Source organism: Mesorhizobium sp. AR07 (assembly GCF_024746815.1).
GTDB lineage: Bacteria > Pseudomonadota > Alphaproteobacteria > Rhizobiales > Rhizobiaceae > Mesorhizobium.
Window position 1 is genome coordinate 1,293,732 of sequence record NZ_CP080525.1, and the last position, 21,331, is coordinate 1,315,062.

Annotated in this window: 24 protein-coding genes, 2 tRNA genes and 1 pseudogene; 14 read left to right on the forward strand and 13 right to left on the reverse strand. The window is 61.5% G+C overall.

Going from position 1 to position 21,331, the window contains the following annotated elements:
- Positions 1-152 precede the first annotated feature (152 nt).
- Positions 153-821, reverse strand: a complete 669-nt coding sequence (locus BPNPMPFG_RS06720; protein ID WP_258594174.1) for a protein-L-isoaspartate O-methyltransferase family protein — start codon at positions 819-821, stop codon at positions 153-155.
- A gap of 90 nt (positions 822-911) precedes the next feature.
- Positions 912-985: transfer RNA gene (locus BPNPMPFG_RS06725), tRNA-Cys, on the reverse strand.
- A 225-nt stretch (positions 986-1,210) separates the two neighbouring features.
- Between BPNPMPFG_RS06725 and BPNPMPFG_RS06730 the strand changes: the two genes are divergently transcribed.
- The gene (locus BPNPMPFG_RS06730; protein WP_258594175.1) at positions 1,211-1,417 is read left to right on the forward strand and encodes a hypothetical protein; all 207 of its coding nucleotides are present in this window, start codon (positions 1,211-1,213) and stop codon (positions 1,415-1,417) included.
- Between the two features lie 18 nt (positions 1,418-1,435).
- On the opposite strand, the gene BPNPMPFG_RS06735 is transcribed toward BPNPMPFG_RS06730, so the two are convergent.
- Positions 1,436-1,693, reverse strand: a complete 258-nt coding sequence (locus BPNPMPFG_RS06735) for a hypothetical protein (protein ID WP_258594177.1) — start codon at positions 1,691-1,693, stop codon at positions 1,436-1,438.
- 223 nt (positions 1,694-1,916) lie between these two features.
- On the opposite strand from BPNPMPFG_RS06735, the gene BPNPMPFG_RS06740 reads away from it, so the two are divergent.
- A tRNA-Asn gene (locus BPNPMPFG_RS06740) sits at positions 1,917-1,991 on the forward strand.
- A 131-nt stretch (positions 1,992-2,122) separates the two neighbouring features.
- Here BPNPMPFG_RS06740 and BPNPMPFG_RS06745 read toward each other — a convergent pair.
- The gene (locus BPNPMPFG_RS06745; protein ID WP_258594179.1) at positions 2,123-2,494 is read right to left on the reverse strand and encodes a YybH family protein; all 372 of its coding nucleotides are present in this window, start codon (positions 2,492-2,494) and stop codon (positions 2,123-2,125) included.
- 139 nt (positions 2,495-2,633) lie between these two features.
- Between BPNPMPFG_RS06745 and BPNPMPFG_RS06750 the strand changes: the two genes are divergently transcribed.
- Together BPNPMPFG_RS06750 and BPNPMPFG_RS06755 are read left to right on the forward strand one after the other, a co-directional pair.
- Complete coding sequence (locus BPNPMPFG_RS06750) at positions 2,634-2,858, forward strand: hypothetical protein (RefSeq protein WP_258594181.1); 225 nt, start codon at positions 2,634-2,636, stop codon at positions 2,856-2,858.
- 95 nt (positions 2,859-2,953) lie between these two features.
- Positions 2,954-3,283, forward strand: coding sequence for a hypothetical protein (locus BPNPMPFG_RS06755; protein ID WP_258594183.1), 330 nt, complete (start codon positions 2,954-2,956; stop codon positions 3,281-3,283).
- Between the two features lie 81 nt (positions 3,284-3,364).
- Here the strand turns inward: BPNPMPFG_RS06755 and BPNPMPFG_RS06760 are convergent, their stop codons facing one another.
- Positions 3,365-3,556: a hypothetical protein gene (locus tag BPNPMPFG_RS06760; protein WP_258594184.1), complete on the reverse strand. Its 192-nt coding sequence runs from the start codon at positions 3,554-3,556 to the stop codon at positions 3,365-3,367.
- A gap of 130 nt (positions 3,557-3,686) precedes the next feature.
- Here BPNPMPFG_RS06760 and BPNPMPFG_RS06765 point away from each other — a divergent pair, with 130 nt between their 5' ends.
- Positions 3,687-4,511 (forward strand): class I SAM-dependent methyltransferase, encoded by an 825-nt coding sequence (locus BPNPMPFG_RS06765; protein WP_258594185.1) that lies wholly within the window; start codon positions 3,687-3,689, stop codon positions 4,509-4,511.
- Between the two features lie 248 nt (positions 4,512-4,759).
- Here BPNPMPFG_RS06765 and BPNPMPFG_RS06770 read toward each other — a convergent pair whose 3' ends face one another.
- The 3 genes and pseudogenes from BPNPMPFG_RS06770 to BPNPMPFG_RS06775 form a co-directional block, all read right to left on the reverse strand.
- Positions 4,760-6,637, reverse strand: a complete 1,878-nt coding sequence (locus BPNPMPFG_RS06770) for a polysaccharide biosynthesis protein (RefSeq protein WP_258594187.1) — start codon at positions 6,635-6,637, stop codon at positions 4,760-4,762.
- A 262-nt stretch (positions 6,638-6,899) separates the two neighbouring features.
- Positions 6,900-7,007, reverse strand: a pseudogene (locus BPNPMPFG_RS43605) (ATP-dependent DNA ligase); the annotation flags it as partial.
- A 106-nt stretch (positions 7,008-7,113) separates the two neighbouring features.
- Entirely contained in the window at positions 7,114-7,578 is a 465-nt protein-coding gene (locus BPNPMPFG_RS06775) for a hypothetical protein (protein ID WP_258594188.1), read from the reverse strand.
- Between the two features lie 223 nt (positions 7,579-7,801).
- Here BPNPMPFG_RS06775 and BPNPMPFG_RS06780 point away from each other — a divergent pair, with 223 nt between their 5' ends.
- The 6 genes from BPNPMPFG_RS06780 to BPNPMPFG_RS06805 all read left to right on the forward strand — a co-directional run bounded on the left by BPNPMPFG_RS06780 (position 7,802) and on the right by BPNPMPFG_RS06805 (position 11,375).
- On the forward strand, positions 7,802-8,053 hold the full coding sequence (locus tag BPNPMPFG_RS06780) for a hypothetical protein (protein WP_258594190.1): 252 nt from the start codon (positions 7,802-7,804) through the stop codon (positions 8,051-8,053).
- 383 nt (positions 8,054-8,436) lie between these two features.
- A complete protein-coding gene (locus BPNPMPFG_RS06785; protein WP_258594191.1) occupies positions 8,437-8,733 on the forward strand; it encodes a hypothetical protein in 297 nt (98 codons plus the stop codon).
- Between the two features lie 205 nt (positions 8,734-8,938).
- On the forward strand, positions 8,939-9,370 hold the full coding sequence (locus BPNPMPFG_RS06790; protein WP_258594193.1) for a cupin domain-containing protein: 432 nt from the start codon (positions 8,939-8,941) through the stop codon (positions 9,368-9,370).
- Between the two features lie 198 nt (positions 9,371-9,568).
- Positions 9,569-10,327, forward strand: coding sequence for a copper homeostasis protein CutC (locus BPNPMPFG_RS06795; protein WP_258594195.1), 759 nt, complete (start codon positions 9,569-9,571; stop codon positions 10,325-10,327).
- A complete protein-coding gene (locus BPNPMPFG_RS06800; RefSeq protein WP_258594197.1) occupies positions 10,324-10,821 on the forward strand; it encodes a GNAT family N-acetyltransferase in 498 nt (165 codons plus the stop codon). The genes BPNPMPFG_RS06795 and BPNPMPFG_RS06800 overlap by 4 nt, the downstream gene beginning before the upstream one ends.
- A 68-nt stretch (positions 10,822-10,889) precedes the next feature.
- Positions 10,890-11,375, forward strand: a complete 486-nt coding sequence (locus BPNPMPFG_RS06805; RefSeq protein ID WP_258594200.1) for an SRPBCC family protein — start codon at positions 10,890-10,892, stop codon at positions 11,373-11,375.
- Between the two features lie 20 nt (positions 11,376-11,395).
- Here the strand turns inward: BPNPMPFG_RS06805 and BPNPMPFG_RS06810 are convergent, their stop codons facing one another.
- The 4 genes from BPNPMPFG_RS06810 to BPNPMPFG_RS06825 form a co-directional block, all read right to left on the reverse strand.
- Positions 11,396-12,238 (reverse strand): acyltransferase family protein, encoded by an 843-nt coding sequence (locus BPNPMPFG_RS06810; RefSeq protein WP_258594202.1) that lies wholly within the window; start codon positions 12,236-12,238, stop codon positions 11,396-11,398.
- A 366-nt stretch (positions 12,239-12,604) separates the two neighbouring features.
- Complete coding sequence (locus BPNPMPFG_RS06815; protein ID WP_258594203.1) at positions 12,605-13,402, reverse strand: FAD binding domain-containing protein; 798 nt, start codon at positions 13,400-13,402, stop codon at positions 12,605-12,607.
- A 116-nt stretch (positions 13,403-13,518) separates the two neighbouring features.
- Positions 13,519-15,867, reverse strand: coding sequence for a xanthine dehydrogenase family protein molybdopterin-binding subunit (locus BPNPMPFG_RS06820; protein ID WP_258594204.1), 2,349 nt, complete (start codon positions 15,865-15,867; stop codon positions 13,519-13,521).
- 130 nt (positions 15,868-15,997) lie between these two features.
- The gene (locus tag BPNPMPFG_RS06825) at positions 15,998-16,495 is read right to left on the reverse strand and encodes a (2Fe-2S)-binding protein (protein ID WP_258594206.1); all 498 of its coding nucleotides are present in this window, start codon (positions 16,493-16,495) and stop codon (positions 15,998-16,000) included.
- 249 nt (positions 16,496-16,744) lie between these two features.
- Between BPNPMPFG_RS06825 and BPNPMPFG_RS06830 the strand changes: the two genes are divergently transcribed.
- Both BPNPMPFG_RS06830 and BPNPMPFG_RS06835 read left to right on the forward strand, forming a co-directional pair.
- Positions 16,745-17,929 (forward strand): FIST signal transduction protein, encoded by a 1,185-nt coding sequence (locus BPNPMPFG_RS06830; RefSeq protein WP_258594207.1) that lies wholly within the window; start codon positions 16,745-16,747, stop codon positions 17,927-17,929.
- 4 nt (positions 17,930-17,933) lie between these two features.
- A complete protein-coding gene (locus BPNPMPFG_RS06835; protein WP_258594208.1) occupies positions 17,934-19,274 on the forward strand; it encodes a hybrid sensor histidine kinase/response regulator in 1,341 nt (446 codons plus the stop codon).
- 460 nt (positions 19,275-19,734) lie between these two features.
- On the opposite strand, the gene BPNPMPFG_RS06840 is transcribed toward BPNPMPFG_RS06835, so the two are convergent.
- Positions 19,735-20,418, reverse strand: a complete 684-nt coding sequence (locus BPNPMPFG_RS06840) for a response regulator (protein ID WP_258594210.1) — start codon at positions 20,416-20,418, stop codon at positions 19,735-19,737.
- Positions 20,419-20,635: 217 nt separating this feature from the next.
- Here BPNPMPFG_RS06840 and BPNPMPFG_RS06845 point away from each other — a divergent pair, with 217 nt between their 5' ends.
- Positions 20,636-21,331, forward strand: coding sequence for a fumarylacetoacetate hydrolase family protein (locus BPNPMPFG_RS06845; protein ID WP_258594212.1), 696 nt, complete (start codon positions 20,636-20,638; stop codon positions 21,329-21,331).

Here is a 21,331-nt window from a genome sequence, read left to right on the forward strand (position 1 = left end):
CGCGCCGCGCCAGCTTCTCCTTTTGAGCAGCGGGCGCCGCGTGTTTAATGTTCCCTGCTGCTCAGCCCCAAAGCGCCCCCAGTTTGCGGATCAGCAACAATTGTTCAAATGCAAGCGACCATGACAAAGCCTCTCCTGCAAGGCAAATTCACTCAGAATTCGAAGGCACGAATACGTTCAAATCCCGGTAGTGGCTTAATTGCCGCATTAAACGCGCGTCTTCCGGTTACAACCCCCCCGGCTTTAAAAAAAAGTCGGGCCACACCGGAATTGCCCTGCCCTTCGACCGCGACGAGTCGGCCGCCTTCGGCAAGCTGGTCGAGCAGCGGCGCCGGCACTTCCGCGACGCTGCCGCCGATGAAGATGACGTCATAAGGCGCCCGGGCGGCGTGACCTTGCGACAGCGCCCCCTGGACAACGGTCACATTGCCGCAGCCCAGTGACGAAAGCGTCGACCTGGCTGTTTCGGCCAACGCCGAATCGCTTTCGAGCGCCACCACGGACTTGGCCAGCCGGGACAGAATGGCCGAGGCGTAGCCGGTGCCGCAGCCGACATCGAGCGCCGAATCGGTCGGATTGATCTCGGCCAGCTGGATGAGTTTGGCCAACGGCGAGGCTTCCATGAGGTAGCGCGCGCCGTCCACGCCGGCGGCAATGCGGATGTCCTCGTCGATATAGGCGAGATCGCGCTGGGCGGCCCCGACAAAGACCTCTCTGGGGACGACAAGCATGGCGTCGAGCAGCGGCGCGCTGGTCACGTCGGTGGTGCGGACCTGACCATCGACCATCTTGACGCGAAGCTCGGAGAAATCAGTGCTCATGTCCCAACCAATCCGCTTGCCGCGCCAGAACCGCGGTTCATTGTGTCAGGAGCTTCAGGCCCCGGCGCTGCTGCGCGGGGGCCTGGGTATTGGAGGCCTCGCCCGGAATCGAACCGGGGTGCAAGGATTTGCAGTCCTCTGCGTAACCACTCCGCCACGAGGCCTCATTGCTCCCGGCGTTCCACCCGGTTCCAATAGGTTGCGGCGAAAATGCCGTCAAGCGGCCACGGTGCATTCGCAGCGGTTTCCTCCGCGCCAATCCGGGCGGCATCCCGTCAAATCGTCAGGCCCGGGCCTCGGGGCGACATATTAGCGGGCTGTTAAGTATGACTCGCCGCCGGAGGAAACTCATCGACGGCCCATACGTTGAGCACGGCAGGAGGCAAGCCATGCGTACGGCAATGGCGGCGAAAGGCAAGAAAGCGGTGTCCGGCCTGTCGCTGCCGCAATGCGAAGAGCTTTTGCGCTACGCCATCGACCGCCTCTGCATCAGCAGTGCGAGCAGGTTGTCGCCGCACGACCGCGCAAAGCTTGCCTCGGCCGCGGCGATTCTCAAGCAGATATGCGAAGCACTGGAAGAGCACGCCGATCGTTGAGTCGCTGCGCTGTCGGCTTCAGTCCGGCCGTCGGCGCCGTTCCCACCAGACAACGAGGCGGCGGCGGTGGCGGCGAACCAGGGCAAATTCATAAGACAGCACCAGCAATCCGATCGGAACCATCCAGAAGCCGAGGATCGGCAGGAAGCCGAGGATGCCGCCGATGGTCAGCAGGATACCGAGGGTGATTCTGAGGCCACGCGACTGCGGCATCTTGAACTCGCGCCCGAAAGCCGAGATTTTCCGCGCCGGCATCTGGTTGTCTTGTGCTGTCATCGTCTCGAAATGTTGACCCGTTTGATCGTTGAGGAGCATTGATAAACCAAAGCCGCGGCCGCGCTTTCGGTTCCGTACCCCTGCCAAGACGGCTAATATGAGCGCGTCCGTGAACGATTGCGAGAAACGCCCGCGCGAAAAAGCCTCGGAAAAATGCGAAATCCTTCTTTGCAAAGCCGAAAAGGGCAGCTATAGGCTGCGCCACTCACATAAGAGCATCCGTTCCCCGGTAGCTCAGTGGTAGAGCAACCGGCTGTTAACCGGTTGGTCGCTGGTTCGAATCCGGCCCGGGGAGCCAATCTTTTCAAGCACTTAGGCAAGTATCGCGTCGGCGCAAATTTGCGGCTAATTCGCTGCGGGCTACGTTCGGGGCTACATTTCCCTTGGTACAGTTCTGTCGCCCGATGTAGGTTGTGGCCGGCTGGTCGGTCATTCTGCGGCGAGGTCGCTGCTGTTCAGGCTACACATGCGGATCAACCATCCTCCGCCGGCCTGACGCTCAAAGACGCTAAGCGAAGTTCCGTTTCCGGTCGCTTCCCCTTCCGAATAGGCCGCGAGAGACCAAGCCAAGTCCCCGGAGCCTCCTGCCTCTATCACAGCAAGTGTTTTGTCTGGACCGGCGTGCTGGGTCCAGATGCCATGCAGCGTCTCTATTGCGGCGCGGCCGCGAGCCGGGGGCGCATAGGGAGAATGCACTTCCGCGTCATCTGTGAATATGGATGCACAACCGGCAGCATCCCCGGCTCGATAGGCCACAATGTAGATGTCCCAAAGTTCCTGCAGTTCATTGCGGATCGACATTTATCCCTCTCCGTAGCCTGCTCCTTCGTTCGCATGTTTCGTCGATATTAGCAGGAGCGCATACATCTTAGCCAGCCGGCGCCTGGGCAGCGCGGGGACGATCCTGGCGCTTGTTGCTCAAAACAGAGCGGAGGCCCAAATGGGCGGCGATAAGCCCTGGCATGATGTTATTCACGACCATCAGGTCGAATGTTTCGCTTCGGAGAACGGTTTGACTTCGGACCTGGCTTGGGAGTTGATCCTAAAACACGGTAACAGCCGCAAGGCCGTGACTAAAGCTGCGCAGGGTTTAAAAGGTATGCAAGGCAACACGGCCGATCAGCACCCTGCTCCCCTGTGGAGCCGACGCCGCCGCTGGCGATGAGCGTGAGCCGACGAAAGCGATGATTGCGCCGTTTCATCCGCTGGAAGGTTGGTCTGGGGGCGCAGACTTGAACGTAGGCCGTTATGAAAATCTCGATGTCTCTTGTAGCGATGATTGTACTTTCTGTGCTCTGCTTTTCAGCCCAGGCCGCCGAAGCCAACACCGGCCACAAAAAGCTCACACCAGAACAATTTGCCAATCTCACGCCAGATCAGCAGGCGGCAATTAGGATCTGCAGGACTAGAATGAGAGCTGCAGGAAATGGGCCTAACCCTGTTTTTATGCAAAGCTGCCTGAAGAATCCTGGGAATCTTAAAGCCAACAACGGCGGTAGAGGTTTTGCCGGCCCAAAGCGTAAGGCGTTGATGAAAACGCACCGCTATCAGGCAAGACTGCGTTACCAACGGTTACATGGGGTGCCCTAAAAATGTGCCCGCCACCCTGAGGCAGCGGGCCAAACCAACGGCAGTGTTGGATTGCTCGGAAGCACAACGGCACGTTGGACTTTACAGCCCTTGCCCTCCCCCACCCGGCGTCAGAGCGTTGATCAGCTGAACCTGATCAAAGTCATCCCATTCGATGAACGTCCTACACGATGCCATGAATTCGCCCTTACGCGCCGCTTCGGCCATGTTCGTCGGCCGGTGATCGAACAGGGCTTGGCGCGTCTTGGTGACGAGCGCGTTGGCCCGCGCCACGCCCGGCGATTTCGGGTCATCGCTGGACTCGGCATCATATGCGCCGCCAGCAGTGTCCTCTTCGCATTTCGTTTGAGACTATCGCGACCTCGCCAAGGGCCTGATCGAGGCTGTCGGCCACGAAAAGGCGATGCACCAGGGCGTCGGCGGCGAATATGAAGGCATTGGCAAGATCGAGGCTGCGTTGCTGACGCATCTCGGGCTTGCCGAGGGACATTTCGTCGTCGATGTCGGTTGCGGTTCCGGGCGATTGGCGGCCGCGCTCTCGCGTGGACCAAAAATCGCCTATCACGGCACTGACGTCGTGCCCGAATTTTTGGACTATGCGAGGGCGCATTCGGCGGAGGATTTTCGTTTCAGCCTTGTCGACGGATTGTCGATACCCGAGGCGGATAGTGTCGCCGATTTCGTGACCTTCTTTTCGGTCATGACGCATTTGATGCTCCACGAAACTTATACCTACCTTTTGGAGGCCGCGAGGGTGGTCAAGCCAGGTGGCCTGATCGTGGTGTCATTTCTCGACCCTTCAAACACTTGGCATTGGGAAACCCTCCGGCGCACAGAGGCGGAGGCTCGTGCTGGGACGTTGGTTCATCTGAACGCGTTCATCGAGCCGAAAACAATGATGACGCTCGCCAATCGGCTAGGCATGGAGCTCCAGGCCATCCACAAACGGGCACGCCGTTCATCCCCGTCACAGAGCCAATTGCGCTGTCCTGGGGCGGGATGGTTCGAGCTGGAACGATTGACTATTCTCCCGGGGACCTTTGCGAGCTGGGTCAATCCATCGCTGTCCTTCGCAAACCCCCGCTCGATGAGTTCCCATCCGAGACCTGACAATGTCGGCGTCATCGAAATTGGGTCAGGTCAAAGCAGGGGCGCCTTCGCGCGCCCGCGCGTTTTGGGTGGCAAATTCTCGCGTGCGCGCGCTAATGGTTCGCCAAGCGTCGTTTAAACACGCTTCCCGGTGGCCGCTAGGCCCCAGTGAAACCGGGGCTGAACAAGTGCTTCACGCGACCAATCAGCCCCGGTTTGACCCATTGTGCCGCCGGGCGCTTCATGCCCTTCGGCGGCCACCCTGCTTCATGGCCTTGTTGATTCTTAGACGATGCGCCGCCTCCCCCTCACTTCTGGCAGGCAACCGGCGCGATGGCGAATGAGGGTCTTCCGATTGTCAGCTTCGCAGGTGACACCGCGATGAGATCAGTGTTTGCGCGAGTCCTCCCCGCTCATCAGCAGGTGAATCTCGCTTCCTGGAGTAAACTCCCCGACGGTCGATTTCAGAAGCCGTAGGGCACCGGGCAAATCTTGGGCGTCGATCCTGCGCTTCATTTCGTCGAAGATGCGCACGATCAGCGCTCCCTCGATCGACCGTGGAGATGCAGCCAGGATCCCCGATGCAGCGGTCCCGCTCAAGGTTTCCTTGTTGTCGAAAAGTTCCTCGTAAAGTTTTTCCCCAGGCCGGAGCCCGGTGTAGACTATCTGAATGTCGGTGTCCGGGCGGCGCCCCGAGAGACGGATGAGATTTCGAGCAAGATCGACGATCTTCACCGGCGAGCCCATGTCTAGAACGTAGATTTGGCCGCGCTCCTGTTGCCGCTCCCGGCTATGCGCCGCCGCCTGCAGGACGAGGAGGCAGGCTTCCGAAATTGTCATGAAAAAGCGTTCCATTTCCGGATGGGTAACTGTCACAGGGCCGCCGGCTCTGATCTGCTTCTCGAACAGCGGTACCACGGATCCGGCCGAGCCCAGGACGTTGCCGAACCGAACGGTGACGAAACGTGTGCCGTTGACCGCCGAGTCCAGATCCATTGCCTGGCAGAACATCTCCGCCATCCGCTTGGTCGCGCCCATAACGCTAGAGGGATTCACAGCCTTATCGGTCGACACCATAATCATCGTGGAGACGTTGGCACGAAGCGCGGCCTCAGCGACATTGCGCGTCCCGATCGCGTTGGTGAAAAGGCCTTCAAGCGGCTGAGCCTCAACGATCGGCACATGCTTGAGTGCTGCTGCGTGGAACAGCACGTCGGGCCCATGGGCGGCGACGATTCTGTTGACTACGTCCTTTTCGCGCACGTTGCAGAGGGCAGCATGCAACTCGAGGCTCGGCCGGGTTCCAGCGAGTTCAGTCTCGATAGAGTAGAGAAGGTGTTCGCTGGCGTCGACGAGAATTAGGCCGCGTGGGTTCAGGGCTGCAACCTGTCTTGCCAGCTCGGATCCAATCGAACCGCCGGCGCCGGTGATCATGACGGTCCTGCCCTCGACCATCGAGGCGATCTTGAGCGCATCAAGTCTAACGGGCGGCCGATGCAGCAGATCTTCCAACTTGATCGGACGCGGCTCAATTTCAGCATCGATGCTTTGCATATCGAGAAGGTTCGGTAGCTTCAGGATTTCGACTTTCTGCTGTGCCGCAATCTCAACCAACGCTTCGATGCTGGCGTGCCGTTGATAATCCTCGCGGGAACGCGTCAGGATGAGCGCTTCGGGTCGCCGCCCCTGTGCCTCAAATTGACTGAGGATCTGCGGCAGTCTTTCCAGCGGACCCAACACTGGAACCCCGCGAATAGAACGTCCGGTCCTGCGACTCCGTTCGTCGATTATCGCAAGGATATTGAATGACGCATTATTTCTCTCCTTAGTGGCCCTCAGGAAGGCGTCGGCGTTGTCGGTGGCTCCAACCAGCAGCACGAACTTACAGGTGCCGCGATCGAACAAGCGACCGGTGTCGTGGCGATTACGATAGAGCCGATATGCGGCACGCGGCCCGGCTAGCAACAGGATCAGGAAGGCCCAGGCGATCAAGATCGAAGAGCGGGGAATCGAGCCCAGTCGATACAGCAGGAATTGGGCCACTGTGAAACTAGCGACGGACGCGCTAGCAGCATAGGTGATTGCTAGGAGATCCGAGAGCGACGCATAGCGCCAAATACCACGGTTCAGGCCAAACAAGAAACCGACGCCGCTGACAATAAGCCCGAATAGAGCCGCCGCACCAAGGAAATACGTCAGGCTTTGAACGACAATATCGAAATCAAACCTCAAAACGAGCGAAAGCAACATCGCGACAGCACCCATTATGCCGTCGTGAGTCAACGCCAATCCCCGCAATACTAGCGGCCGAGAAATCCTCCAAGACCGAGTCGTATTGTCTCCGGTATCAACACGCTCTCGCCGTTTGCGTTCTGCCAGAGACACTAGTTTAGACCTTTAAGGCGGCGATCATCCGCCGACATCTAATTTCCAAACAACCAAGGCTCGGTCGCCCGGGTCTCAGTATAGAGCTCTGGCGCTGACATGTGCCAGCAACTTCTGAAATGGGAATCGTTCACGCGCGATAGACCCGCGAGCGGTCGCCGTCGAACTTAACCTCGTGAATCCACTCGTCGCCTTCAGGAGGCTTCTCTACCAAGGTCGGCAACAGAGGCTCGACAAATTTCAAACGCATGCACTGACAATCCCAAACCCGCGTTCCGCGGGTGCTCATGCAGGCACAAGCACCACGCTCCCATTAGGCTAAAACGCCTCTCGGGTGCGCGATGGCTGTATTTTGATCATTGCTTGACGAGCACGCCCGTGTAGGTCTGGCCCGCAAGCGTAACCGTTCCGGCAAGCGCTCCGTCGGGCTGCATCGCGAAATTGACGTCCGCGCCGTTCGGGAGGCGCTTAAGCTTCAGCGTGGATCCTACAATTCTTCCAGTACCGGCGGCCTCTCCCGGAGAATTGTCGCCTAGGTTCCCCCACGCATAGGTGGCCGTCACCGTTCCATTCGACGAAATCGTCTGGACCGTCAGTTTGGTTTCATCCATCCCCTCCGGTCGCCCAGCCCAGATGCCCGAAAATGCCGCATACTTGGTTGGAACAGCCTTGTCAGGGGGAGTGACCGCCACAGATTGATCCGAAATTGCGGAGCTGGCGGGCGCCAAGGCTGGCGCGGAAGGAGTAGGCTGCGACGCCTCAGGGGCCGATTGGCAGGCGGCCAGAGCAAGCGCTGCCAAGCCGAGCACCGCGTTGAACATTCGGTATGCCATTTCCGAAACCCTCTGGCCCGTCCTTATCACTATTCACTATTTGGCCCCAAACCCTAGCGTACCTGCGTAACGTCGTGGGCTTCAAACCAATTCTGCGGAAAACCCTCCGAAGCGGCAGCGACGGTAGGAACGCGATGGCTCCAGGCCGCCCGCCTTCGCGAAAAAGCGATAAGCAGCGGGGAACCCGCGACATGCGAGCGCGTTTCTTGGCATGCTCAAGAAGATCGCCTTCGTAGCGGTGCTGATCCAGGTCGCCGCCTTTTCGGCCCTTACAACTCAGACGGTTCTTTTTGCGTCATCCACTGCTACGCAAGCCGCCAACGTGCGGCCCGGCGAAACTGTCGCGGTCACTGAGAAAGAATGCGCCAAGGGCAAATTTGGCTCTAGTGGCATCAAGTGCCTCGGAACGACAGATGGGCGGCGAATTCCTGCAGAATATCAACGCCTTCAATGTGCGCCGTGACGCCTTAGGTTTTGACGGCCTACCGTTGCTACAATCAATTGGCCGCTGGGGCGTTTCGTTCTTCGACGCTTGCCTATTCGGACCGGATGAGGGCAACGTACGGGAGCGGGTAATCTACACCGTCTTGTTTCCATCTTCGCCTGAGTTGTATCATGGTGGAGGCGGTTAGCGTAGTCGAGCAGTGCATGCGGTTCCACTCCGGAGCCTTCTTCTTCCGTGGTGAGCGTCTGTACGAGTTTGATTTTGGCGCAATGATCCGGCACTTGCCGCTTCAATCCGCGGCATCAACTCCCCGCTCGGCGCTCCAATGAAATTATCCGCGTCTTAACTAATATAGACAATTCTACTAAATGGCGTTGCATCGACTCGCGGGGAGCGGAGTGGTGACTGACCTTGTTGATGGGGATGACGTTCCAAAATCCAGCCCGTCCAAGCGCTGGCGAGCAATCGCTCTGGCGGCAACACAGTTCATCCCATCCATCATTTCGATAGGATGTGCGGTCGCGGTCGGGTATTTTGCGTATGCGGCCGCCAACCAAAAACCACCAGCCGACATGGCTGCGCTGGCGGTGTCGATCCTGAAGTCCAGCGATGCCTCCCCGGAAATGCGAGAATGGGCCGCGGACGCTATAGGAATACAGACCGAGATTGGAATGCGCGCCAAAACCATTCAGCAATGAACTGTGGCACTTCAGATGAAATGGCTGGTGGATTGAGTTTGGGTAACGCGGCACCTCCAACACGCAGGACATATCCTCCGGTTTGCGCGCGATAGTCCCATATTCCGCCGCCGAAACCTTTCGCCTCTTTCAGACAGCGCTTTCACCGAGTAGTGCTTGCACGCCGATGTCCGCCGCGCGATAGATGCGTTGGTTTGGAGGAATCATGCGGAAAATCTTGGCATCGGCATTGCTGCTCGCGGTCGCGTCATTTGTACTCCCCGCCCATGCGCTGGACAGCAGCGGCACGCCCGTCGTCGTTACCCCGCTTGCCTCCCGCACGACGACCGCCTCAGGCCAGCCGATCACGCTGCCGCAGAAAAACTTGCAGGTTCTGGTGTCGACCTACGACATCGCGCCGGGTGCCACCTTGCCGGTGCACAGGCATCCCTTCCCGCGCTACGCCTATGTCGAGGCCGGGAGGCTGAAGGTCACCAATGTCGAGACCGGCAACAGCAACACCTACAAGACTGGGGATTTCATCATCGAAATGATCGGCCAGTGGCATCAGGCCACCAATGTCGGTGACACCGAGGTCAAGCTGCTGGTGATCGATCAGGTCGAGGAAGGCGCCAAGAACACGGAGTTGCGCCAATAGCGTTGGGCTGATCCGTACCCAAGGGCCAGGAAAGCCTTTCGCCGCGCGTCGCTGTATCGGCGTTGTACAGCTTGGCCGAATGCCGCACGTCCAGGCTTCGGCTTTCCGCCTGGCCCAAATGGCGGCGCGCTGTCCACGCTTTCGCGCCAGCCGGCCCGATGCTAGGGCTGGCACCGACATCATGAACTGGATCGCCCCTTGACCAAAGAAACTCGCCTGCCGCTGATCGAAATCTGTGTCGAAGGCATCGATGGCCTGCTGGCCGCGCAGGCTGCCGGCGCCGATAGGGTCGAACTGTGCGCCAGCCTGATCGAAGGCGGTATCACGCCGAGCCTCGGCACGGTGCGCGCCGCCCTCGACCAGGCGACCGTGCCGTTTCACGTCATGGTGCGGCCGCGCGGCGGCGATTTTCTCTACAGCGAAACCGAATACCGTTCGATGCTCGCCGATGTTATCGCGCTGCGCGACCTCGGTGTACCCGGCGTGGTGTTCGGCTGCCTGAACGCCGACGGCACGATCGACGAGGCGCGCATGAGCGAGTTGACGGAGGCGGCAGGCTCCCTGAACGTCACCTGCCACCGTGCCTTCGACATGACGCGCGACCCCGCCGAGGCGCTCGAAACGCTGATCCGCAGCAAGGTCGGCCGCGTGCTGACCAGCGGCCAGCGCGACAGCGCGGTCGAGGGCATGTCGCTGCTGACGGATCTGGTGCGACAGGCCGGCGACCGCATCGTCATCCTTGGCTGCGGCGGGCTCGACCTCGGCAACATCGCCGAAGTGCGGGGAAAAACCGGTCTGTCGGAAATGCATTTCGCCGCTCTCAAGGATGTGGCGAGCGCCATGGATTACCGCAACCCGCATGTCGGCATGGGCGGCTCCGACCTCGACCGCGAGTACCGCAACACCTTGACCGACATCGACCTCGTGGCGGCCACCATTGCGGCTGCCAAGGCATGAACCCGCCCCCTGCCCTGATCAGCCGTGTATCGGCCGAGGACGAGGCGGCGATCCTCGCGCTCAACAATGAGCATGCCGCTGAACTGTCGTGGCTCGAGCCGGAGCGGCTGTCCGTCCTGCTCGGCGAGGCGTTTTACGCGCGCCGCATCGGCGATCTCGAAGCCTTCATCATGACCTTCGACCAGGATGCCCGTTACGACAGCCCGAATTTCGTCTGGTTCCGCGAACGCTACAAGCGCTTCGTCTATGTCGACCGTGTCGTCGTGGCGGCAGCCGCGCGCGGCCGGGGCCATGCCCGCCGGCTTTATCAGGACCTATTCGGCCATGTTGAGCGCGCCGGCCACTCGCTGGTCACCTGCGAGGTCAACATCGACCCGCCCAACCCTGCCTCGGACGCCTTTCACGCCGCCCTCGGCTTTGTCGAGGCCGGCGACGCCGTCATCCATGGCGGCAAGAAGGCGGTGCGCTACTACGTCAGGCAAATCTCTGCCTGATCCGCTGGCGCTAGCCGCACAAAGAAGCCGCAGCTAATATAATGTTTCCGCCAACTGGAGGAAACGCCATGCCAAGCAACGTCTTCCGCTTCGACGAAAGCTGGCACATCCCAGAGGGCACGCCGCAGGAAGTTTGGGAGGTGCTCTCGGATGCCGAATTGCTGCCGCTCTGGTGGGGTGACGTCTACAAGGATGTGGTGCCGCTCGACGGCAAGGGCAAGGCGACCATCGGTTCGCGCGCAAGAGCACGGGCTCGCGGCGCCCTGCCCTATGAGCTGAATTTCATCATCGAGGCCGCTGAACTCGAACCCGGCCGACTGGTGGTGGTGAAAACCCTTGGCGATTTCGACGGCCTGTGGCGGGCGGAATTGTCGCCGTTCGGCACCGGCACGCATGTGCAATTGACCTGGCAGGTCACGGTGCTGCGGCCGATCCTCAAATTCCTCGCACCGTTGCTGCGACCGGCCTTCGCCTGGAATCATCGCTGGACTACGCCGCGCGGCGAAGCCGGCCTCAGGCGCTATCTGATCGAGAAAAAGAGCCGGTCGGTTTAGCGCCAACAGCGCTACGGCACTCACCAGTTACGATTAAGCCATTCACGCGCCGGTCGCTCGATGAGGTAGTAGCTGCAGAGCGCGCAGGCAAAGACTCCTGCCAGCATCGGGATCGGCGCGCTGCCCTGCTCATAGACGAATTTGTAGAACGGCTGCTGCCACAGATAGAGCGAGTACGACCACAGCCCAAGCGTCGCCATCGGCCACGACGACAGCAATCCGGTCAAGTATCGCGGACTGAAATCGAGCGCGTTGACGGCCAGCGCCAGCAGTGGCACCGCGAAGAGATAGTGGATCGGTGTTGGCACCTTATCGAGAAACAGCACAATGGCGCAGATCGATGCCGCCAGCGCCACATACTTGCCGCTGAAGACCGCCGGCAGCCTGCCGTCGGCCTTGAGCAGGCAGATCGACGCCGACAGCAGGATCGACGCGATATGCACATCGGTGCGCCAGTAGGTGGTTTCGTAGTCCATCCCGAAGACCCAGTACGAAACCGCGCCGTTGGCCATCGCAAGCAAGGCCAGCGCCAGCAGCAGCAGGATGACGCGGGAGCGGCTCGAAACGATGACGCTGATCAGCGCCAGGATGATATAGGCGTGCTCCTCGACGCAGAGCGACCAGATATGGTCGAGCGCTCCCGCCCGCGTAACCAGAATTCCAGCGTAGTTGTAGGTGAATGTCAGCGCGGTCAGCGCCGCCTTCCATTTGAAGGCGATGAATGTGCCGGAGAGCGCGATCATCGCGACGATGACGAAGACCAGAAGTGCGGGATAGATGCGCGAGAAGCGGCGTTTGAAGAATTTCTTCAGCGGGTAGCGTTCGATGAACAGGATCTCGCCCATCAGCCGGCCGCTGAGCACGAAGAAGAATTCGACGCCCCAGCACCCCGAGATTGATTCCGGGAACGGGAAAAAAATGGCCGATCAGCACCAGGGCGATCGACAGGCCGCGCCAGCCGTCGAGATAGGCGAGCCTTGTTCTGGCCGACCGGTCGGCGGCGGACCGGGTCACGGCAGGAAGAGTAGCGGAGATATCGGCCATGCCGGCGCCTTTCGCCTTGAAGCTGCGAAAGGCCACGGTTCAACATCTGCTCCGTAGCCCGGCTCGCATTCCCGCCCAAACCCATATTGCAGTGCAATATAAACTTGTGCAAGCGCGAGATGCCGATACCGGGGAAAAGAAAAGGGGCCGCGAAGGCCCCCTCCCCAAACCGGTGATTCGCCTGTTCAGGCGTTGGCGGCAGCCACGGCGCGCTTGGCCATCACCGTGATCAAGTTGGCGCGGTAATCGGCCGAGGCGTGGATGTCGGTCATCAAGTTCTTCGCCGGCACCTTCACGCCATCGAGCGCCGAGGCAGCGAAATTCTTGGCTAGGGCTGCCTCGATCTCCTTCGAGCGGAAGACGCCGTCGTCGCCAGCGCCGGTGACGGCGACGCTGACGCCATCCTTGCCCTTGGCCACGAACACGCCGACGATCGCATAGCGCGATGCCGGGTTGCGGAACTTCTCATAGGCCGCCTTGGCCGGCGCCGTGAAGGTGACCGCGGTGACGATTTCGCCTTCCTTCAACGACGTCTCGAACAGGCCCTTGAAGAACTTGTCGGCGGCGATCTCGCGCTTGTTGGTGACGATGGTGGCGCCCAGCGCCAGCAGCGCCGCCGGATAGTCGGCCGCCGGATCGTTGTTGGCGATCGAGCCGCCGATCGTCCCCTTGTGGCGCACCGCCGGATCGCCGATCAGCGACGCCAGATGGGCAAGCGCCGGGCAGGCCTTCTTCAGCTTCTCGTCATTGGCAACGTCGTGATGCGTCGTGGCGGCACCGATGGTCACTGTCTTGCCCGACACCTTGACGCCCTGCAGCTCCTTGATCCGCGACAGGTCGACAAGATCGGACGGTGCGGCGAGCCGCGTCTTCATCGCCGGGATCAGCGTCATGCCGCCCGAAAGCAGCTTCGCGTCACCGGTCTTGATCAGCTTGGCGGCCTCGGTAACCGAGGCGGCGCGGTGATAGTTGACTGAGTACATTTGTCTTTCTCCCTTCGGGGAAAGAGCGAATAGGGAGTTGCAAATAGCGAGTAGGAATCTCATGCCTACGCACTCTTCTTTTTCCCTATTCGCTACTCCCTATTCGCTATTCGCTTTCAATGCTTCGTCGCGCGGATCGCTGCCCACACGGAGGAGGGCGATGCCGGCATGGCAAGATCGTTGCTGCCGATGGCGTCGGTGATGGCGTTGATGACCGCCGGCGGCGAGCCGATGGCGCCGGCCTCGCCGCAGCCCTTGATGCCGAGCGGATTGCCCGGGCATGGTGTGTTCGAGGTCGACACCTTGAACGATGGCAGGTCGCTGGCGCGCGGCATGGTGTAGTCCATGTAGCTGGCCGTCAGCAGCTGGCCGCTGTTGTCATAGTGGGCGCCTTCGAGCAGCGCCTGGCCGATACCTTGCGCCAGTCCGCCATGCACCTGGCCTTCGACGATCATCGGGTTGATGATGTTGCCGAAATCATCGGCGGCGACGAACTGGATGATCTCGGTCATGCCGGTTTCCGGGTCGACCTCGACCTCGCAGATGTAGCAGCCGGCCGGGAAGGTGAAGTTCGAAGGATCGTAGAACGCGGTCTCCTTCAGCCCGGGCTCCATGCCGCCCGGCAGATTATGGGCGGTGTAGGCGGCGAGCGCCATCTGGAACCACGGCACGTTCTTGTCGGTGCCGGCGACTTTCAGCGCGCCGTTCTCGATGATGATGTCGCCCTCGTCGGCCTCGAGCAGGTGGGCGGCGATCTTCTTGGCCTTGGCCTCGACCTTGTCGAGCGCCTTGACGACGGCAGACATGCCGACCGCGCCCGAGCGCGAACCATAGGTGCCCATGCCCATCTGCACCTTGTCGGTGTCGCCATGGACAATGGATACGGAATCGAGCGGCACGCCGAAGCGCTCGTTGACCAGTTGCGCGAAGGTCGTCTCATGGCCCTGGCCGTGGCTGTGTGAGCCGGTCAGCACCTCGATCGTGCCGACTGCGTTGACGCGCACCTCGGCACTTTCCCAAAGTCCGACACCCGCCCCAAGGCTGCCGACCGCCGCCGACGGCGCGATGCCGCAGGCCTCGATATAGCAGCTCATGCCGATGCCGCGCAGCAGCCCGTTCTTGGCGGCGGCGGTCTTGCGCTTGGCAAAGCCGGCATAGTCCGACGCCTTCATCGCCGCGTCGAGCGAGGTTCCGTAATCGCCGGCGTCGTAGCACATGATGACCGGCGTCTGGTGCGGGAACGAGGTGACGAAGTTCTTGCGCCGCAATTCCGCCGGTGACACGCCGAACTGACGTGCCGCGGTCTCCATCATGCGTTCCATGACGAAGGTCGCTTCCGGCCGCCCTGCCCCGCGATAGGCATCGACGGGCGCGGTGTTGGTGTAGATCGCCTTCACATTGGCATGGATCGCCGGGATGTTGTACTGGCCCGACAGCAGCGTCGCATAGAGGTAGGTCGGCGTCGCCGACGAGAACAGCGACATATAGGCGCCGAGATTGGCCTTCGTCTCGACCTTCAGGCCAAGGATCTTGTGATCCTTGTCAAAGGCCATTTCGGCATGGGTGTGATGGTCGCGGCCATGCGCGTCGGTCAGAAAGCTCTCGGTGCGGTCGGCCACCCATTTGACCGGCACGCCGGTCTTCTTCGACGCCCACAGGCAGACGATTTCCTCGGGATAGATGTAGATCTTGGAGCCGAAGCCGCCGCCGACATCGGGTGCTATGACACGCAGCTTGTTTTCCGGCGCCACATTGTAGAAGGCGCTCATCACCAGCCGCGCCACATGCGGGTTCTGTGATGTCGTCCAGCAGGTGTAGTGGTCTTCGGCCTTGTCGTAATGGCCAAGAGCCGCGCGCGGCTCCATGGCGTTAGGCACCAGGCGGTTGTTGATGATGTCCATCTTGACGACATGGGCCGCCTTCGTGAAGGCCGCGGCCGTCTCGTCGGCATTGCCGATGTCCCAGTCGAAGATCAGATTGTTGTCGGCCTCCGGGTGGATCTGCGGCGCCCCCTTGTCCATCGCCTTCGAGGCATCGACGACGGCCTTCAGCTCCTTGTAGGTGATCTCAACCGCCTCGGCCGCGTCGCGCGCCTGGCCCTTGGTTTCCGCCACCACGACGACCACCGCATCGCCGACATAGCGGACCCGGTCGAAAGCGAGCGGCGACCATGCGCCCATCTTCATCGGCGAGCCGTCCTTGGAGTGGATCATCCAGCCGCAGATGAGGTTGCCGATGCCGTCGGCCTTGAGCTCCTTGCCGGTCAAGACGCCAATGACGCCGGGCATGGCCTGGGCCTTTTTGACGTCGATCTTCTTGATCTGCGCATGCGCGTGCGGGCTGCGCACGAAGGCCGCGTGCTTCATGCCGGGAACCACCATGTCGTCGACATAACGGCCGGCGCCGGTGATGAACCTTTTGTCTTCCTTGCGCGCGACCCGAGCGCCAACACCTTCAATGCCCATCAGAAATTCCTCCCGAAATGCTGAAATAGCGAATAGCGAGTAGCAAGTAGCGAGTAGTGAATTGTGGTGAGTTGGCGTTTGGTCAGACTGCTGACCATTCGCTACTCCCTATTCGCTACCCACTTCCCTCTCACGCCGCTTGCCTGGCTTTGCCCTTCGACCCCTTCATCGTCTGCGACGCGGCGAGAATCGCCTTGACGATGTTGTGGTAGCCGGTGCAGCGGCAGATGTTGCCTTCGAGCTCGGCGCGCACCGTCGCCTCGTCGAGGCCTTCGGGATGGCGGTTGATCATGTCGGTCGCCGTCATGATCATGCCTGGCGTGCAGAAGCCGCATTGCAGCCCGTGATGTTCCTTGAAAGCGGCCTGCACCGGATGCAGGTCGGCGCCATTGGCCAGGCCTTCGATCGTCACCACGGTCGAGCCGGAGGCCTGTATCGCGAGCATCGAGCAGGATTTGACCGCCTTGCCGTCGACATGGACGACGCAGGCACCGCATTGCGAGGTGTCACAACCGACATGAGTTCCGGTAAGGCCGAGATTCTCCCGCAGGAAGTGAACCAGAAGTGTTCGGTCCTCGGCAGCCCCGCTGACCCGTTTTCCGTTCACCATCAACGAAACGTCCGACATGGTTCCTCCCTGGGTATCAACCTTGGTCATCACGCTGCCGATGCGGTGTTGGCGCTTCGGCCATGCGTTATTCGTACACCGCATAACGGACAAAAAACAGCGCGTCGGAAACGCCGCACATTGTACTTTCGGTCATGGCCGAGCCCAGGCGTGCAGCCCAGGTCGCCCCATTGCCAAAATACCGATTGAGGGCAACAATGCCGGTCGACGCTCGCGCCTCCGACGCGCACAAAAAACGCGTCGGAGGAAATGCGGAGAACATCGCTGGCCAGTTCACGGACGCGCTATGGATGCGGCCTGTCGGCGCTCACCACGGACGAGCCCGACATGGGCGCGTTCGCCAAGGCGATCGCGTTGGAAGCCGCGGCGATCGATGCGGGCTTTGCCCTGCTGTTCTTTTCCCAGAGCCTGATCGAGGCTGGCGCCCTTTCCCAGGCGCTCATGACCCACGCGCCGACGCTCCACCATGCGGGCTGCTCGACCGCCGGCGAGATCACGCCGCAGGGCCTCGAGGACGGTCATGTGCTCGCCATGCTGCTTCCATCCGCGGCGTTCACCGCGGTCAGCGCGATGGTCGACAACCTGTCCTCGTCGGGCATGGACAGGATCACCAGCGAGGTCGAGGCTTTGCGGCGGTCGCTGCGCGGGCGCCTGGGTTATGATCGCACCAAAGGCACGTTCGCGCTCTGCTTCATCGATGGCCTCTCCTATGCCGAGGAAGCGGTGAGTTCGGCCATCCATTGGGGCCTCGACGACATACCGTTGATCGGCGGCTCGGCCGGCGATGACCTGAAGTTCGAGACGACGCGCCTGATCTCGAACGGCAAGGTCACCTCCGACAGCGCCATCATCGTGCTGATCGCCACTGAAATTCCCTTCCATGTCTTCAAGACCGACAACTTCGTTCCCACCGACGAAAAACTGGTGGTGACGGCGTCCGATCCCGATCACCGCATCGTGCGCGAGTTCAACGCCACCAATGCGGCGGAGGAATATGCGGCTTCCGTCGGCATCGTCCCGCGGACGTTGACGCCGCTGAGCTTTGCCTCGCATCCGGTGGTGGTGAAGGTGGGCGGCGAATATTATTGCCGGTCGATCCAGAAGATGCACCCGGACGGCTCGCTGTCGTTCTTCTGCGCCATAGACGACGGCGTCGTGCTATCGATCGCCCAGCCCAAGGACATGGTCGAAGCGACGCGCGCAGCACTCCGGGACGTCGAGGAGAGGCTTGGCGGCATCGACATGATCCTCGGCTTCGACTGCGTGCTGCGCCGCCTGGATGCGCGCAACCGCCAGGTCTTTCGCGACATTTCGGAGCTCTACCGGCTCAACAACGTCATCGGCTTTGGCACCTACGGCGAACAGTATCGCTCGATGCACCTGAACCAGACCTTTACCGGCATCGCCTTCGGTGAGCGCCAGGCGGCGGAATGACAAGATGCCGCTCAAGGACATAAACGATCTCGAGAAGCTGAAGAAGATCAACGCGGCACTGGTCAGCCGGGTCGAGCGCTCGATGGACCAGCAAGGCAACGCTTTCTCGCTGTTCCAGACCGCGATTTCGCTGGAAAATCGGGTGCGTACGCGCACCGAGGAACTGCATTCGACGCTGCGTCGGCTGGAACAATCCAACATAGACCTCAGCGCCGCCAAGGAAAACGCCGAACTGGCGAACCTGTCCAAGACCCGCTTCCTCGCCGCCGCCAGCCACGACGTGCTGCAGCCGCTGAATGCGGCCCACCTCTCGGTGTCGGCGCTGGCCGAAGTGCAGACCAGCGACGAGGGCAAAAAGCTCGTGCGGCAGGTCGAGCGCTCGCTGGAGACGATGGAGGACCTGCTGCGCACGCTGCTCGACATCTCCAAGCTCGATGCCGGCGTGGTGCAACCTGACATCGGCGACGTCAGCCTGGAGGCGCTGTTCTCGTCGCTGCGTTCGGATTTTCAGCCGGTGGCGGAACTGAAGGGGCTGTCGCTGAAATTCCGGCCGGTCAACGCCGTGGTCCGCTCCGACCGCACATTGTTGCGCCGCATCCTGCAGAACATTCTCTCCAATGCGCTCGGCTATACCCGCTCGGGCGGCGTGCTTGTCGGCACCAGGCATCGCGGCGACACCATTCGCATCGACGTCGCCGACACCGGTTGCGGCATTCCCGACGACCAGCGCGAGGCCGTGTTCGAGGAATTCCATCGCGGCACCTCATCAGTCAATGCCGAGCTGGACGGCGGCGGTCTCGGGCTCGGGCTCGCCATCGTGCGGCGCATGGCCAGCGCGCTCGGCCATCCCGTGACATTTTCATCGAAAGTCGGTCGCGGCACGATTTTCCACATCGATGTGCCGGTCGGCATCGGCGCCACGGCGGATGCCGTCGCCAGCGCCGCCAGCATGGAACGGCCACGCGGCTACGGCCTGTTCGGCACCAAGGTGCTGCTGGTCGAGAACGATGTCGAGGTGCTGCAGGCCATGACCTTCCTGCTCGAACGCTGGCAATGCCTGGTGCGGGCAGCGACCTCGACCGACGATGCCCTTGACATGCTTGGCGACACCGACTGGGTGCCCGACATCGTCATTGCCGACCAGCATCTCGACGGCGGCGATCTCGGCACCGCCACCATCGCCGAAGTCCGCGACTATCTCGGCCGCGCCGTGCCGGCGCTGATCGTCACCGCCGACAGTTCCGAGGCTGTCGCCAAGGCGGCGCGTGCGGGCGGCATCGAGCTGATGCGCAAGCCGCTGAAACCGGCGCAGTTGCGCGCGCTGCTGGCGCATTTGCTCGCCTAACCCTTCTTGTGTCGAACTGGAGGACAGCGAGGCAATTTTGGACCGGATGCGAGCTGGAAAGCCGAGAAGCCGGAAAAGCGAGGCAGGCGGCGAAAGGAAAATGGTGCACTGTCACCGTAATTGGAAGCACACATGTTCAACAGTACAGCGCGGGCTGTAGCTTACCGCGACGGGTTACGCTTGCCCAGTAGCCTCGTCCGCTCTGCCGCCAAAATCATGCCGGCCAAATGAGGCCTCTTCAGCGCTATTTATGAATTACGTCAGCGCCATTATGAATTACGGTGGAATTACGGTGACAGCGCACTTTTTGCCATGTTCGCCCGGCCATCGTCGAACGCGGCGCCTGGCTTACCCTCCCCTCGATGGGGAGGGTCGGCGCGTAGCGCCGGGGTGGGGTGCGGCGCCGACCCCCACCCCGCTCCGCTTCGCGGATCGACCCTCCCCACAAGGGGGTGTAGTCTCAAAACCCCGCCTGATCCCGAAACAACTCCGCATTGTCCAGCTTCGACACCTCGATCACCGCTTGCGTGCGGCTATACACATTGAGTTTGCGCAGGATTTCGGAGACATGCGCCTTGACCGTGGTTTCGCCGACCTGCAGCTCGTAGGCGATCTGCTTGTTGAGCAGGCCCTGGCGCAGCATCTGCAGCACGCGCAGCTGTTGCGGCGTCAGGGTCGACAGGCGCTGCACCATGTCGGCGCGGTCGGTGCTGTCGGCGTCGGGTGTGCGGCCTTCATAGGTTTCCGGCACGTAGATCGCGCCTTCCATCACCGAGCGTATCGCGGCGGCCAGGTCGCTCTTGCGCGCCGATTTCGGGATGAAGCCGGCGGCCCCGTAGGACAGCGCCTCGGAAATGATCTTCGGCTCCTCATAGCCCGAGACGATGACCACCGGCAGGCGCGGATAGCGGGTCCTGAGCTGCAGCAGCCCGTCGAAGCCATGCACGTCGGGCATGCTGAGGTCGAGCAGCGCCAGATCGAACGGCTTGGCGCCGGCCAGAAGATCGAGCGCCTCGGTGATCGAGCGCGCCTCCACCGTGTCGACTTCCGGATAGGCCATCTGCACGGCGCTGTGCAGCGCCTCGCGAAACAGCGGATGGTCATCGATGATCAGGAACCGGGCGCGATCATTGATTGCGGTCATGGCGTTCGTTGCGAAGCCCCGTTTCAGTTTTCCGACATAGCCTAGTCCCGCGAGCATGGCCGGATTATTGCCAAATAGTCTACCGTCAATCTCCTCATTCCTTGTACAAGCCTTGCGGAGCGGTGCCTTATCAAATGCGACGCCTTGCCCGACCTCGAAAATCGGCCGAATGTACCGCCAGCCCTCCGACACCCAAGACCCAATCCAGAGACAGATCATGACCGCCTTCGCTCTTCCCGCCCCGCCAACGCCTTCGGTGGCGATCAGCGGCTCGCCCGAGCGTTTTGCGGTGCGCCGTATCTTCTGCGTCGGCCGCAACTACGCGGCGCATGCCCGCGAATTCGGCAATGACGAGCGCGACCCACCTTTCTTCTTCACCAAGCCGGGCGACGCGGTGGTCGATTCCGGCGCCACAATCCCCTACCCGCCCCTGACCGGCAATCTGCACCACGAGATCGAGCTGGTTGCCGCGATCGGCAGACCGGGCTTTCGCATTGCGCGCAGCCAGGCGCTGGATCATGTCTGGGGTTACGGCGTCGGCATCGACCTCACCCGCCGCGACCTGCAGGATGAAGCCAAGAAGACGGCGCGGCCCTGGGACTGGTCGAAAGCGTTCGACCGCTCCGCCCCTTGCGGTCCGCTGATCCCCGCGGCAAAATCCGGCCACCCGCAAAAGGGCCGCATCTGGCTCGCCGTCAACGGCAAGGTCAGGCAAGATGCCGACCTCGCCGAGCTGATCTGGCCGATATCAGATATCGTGTCGATCTGCAGCGAGGCGGTGGAACTGGAGCCCGGCGACCTGATCTTCACCGGCACACCGGCCGGCGTCGGCGCGGTTCGTGCCGGCGACACGATGACCGGCGGCGTCGACGGCATCGGCACGATCGAAGTCACCATCGGCCAGTCGAAGTGA